The sequence below is a fragment of the Aurantimonas sp. A2-1-M11 genome (genome assembly GCF_036549475.1).
Taxonomy (GTDB): Bacteria; Pseudomonadota; Alphaproteobacteria; order Rhizobiales; family Rhizobiaceae; genus Aurantimonas.
Genome location: NZ_JAZHLI010000213.1, coordinates 1 through 767, shown reverse-complemented (window position 1 = coordinate 767; position 767 = coordinate 1). Strand labels below are relative to the sequence as shown.

Here is a 767-nt window from a genome sequence, read left to right as displayed (position 1 = left end):
TGCAGAAGGACGGCTCAAAGGAATCCTTGAAGGGGAAATTCCAAAGGGCAGGCTGGGACAATGCATTCCTCTCTCGCCTGCTCAGCCTGTTCTGAAATGCGATTGCCCTGGGCAGAGGAGCTTTCTGGCTTCGACGACCCCACGGCGCTTCGCGAAGACGAAGCTGCCGTTGCGGCCCGCCCCACCGACGACGAGCACGGTGACGCTCGGACGGTGGACGTCGAGGTTCGCAAGGTCGACGAACTTTTGGGTCGGGTCCGCGGTCGTCTCGAGCACGACCCTGAGCTCAGCGGTCTCCGCTCGGCCCGCGAGCCTCGCATTCGTGATTCCTTCTCAAAGTCCCGGACATGAGTCAGGCGCATTTCCTGAAGTGAACCGCCCCGGGTTTCCCGGAGACCTCATTTCCTGAGAGAATGGGGTCATCATGACAAAATCGACATCGAAGAGATATTCGCCGGAGGTCCGTGAGCGGGCTGTCCGGATGGTGCGGGAGCATCGAGCCGATCACGCNTGAACCGCCCCGGGTTTCCCGGAGACCTCATTTCCTGAGAGAATGGGGTCATCATGACAAAATCGACATCGAAGAGATATTCGCCGGAGGTCCGTGAGCGGGCTGTCCGGATGGTGCGGGAACATCGAGCCGATCACGCGTCCCAGTGGGAGGCGATTTCTTCCATTGCGGCCAAGATCGGCTGCTCGGGCGAGACGCTGCGAAAGTGGGTGCAGCAGGCCGAGCGGGATCAGGGCGCTCGTGCTGGACAGACAAG

Annotated in this window: 2 protein-coding genes; one reads left to right on the top strand and one right to left on the bottom strand. The window is 61.1% G+C overall.

The genetic code is table 11. The features are described 5' to 3' along the window. Positions 1-81: 81 nt before the first annotated feature. Entirely contained in the window at positions 82-276 is a 195-nt protein-coding gene (locus VQ042_RS25735) for a hypothetical protein (RefSeq protein WP_331823072.1), read from the bottom strand. A 288-nt stretch (positions 277-564) separates the two neighbouring features. On the opposite strand from VQ042_RS25735, the gene VQ042_RS25730 reads away from it, so the two are divergent. Continuing rightward, on the top strand, positions 565-767 hold a 203-nt coding region (locus VQ042_RS25730; protein ID WP_331823071.1), incomplete at its 3' end, for a transposase.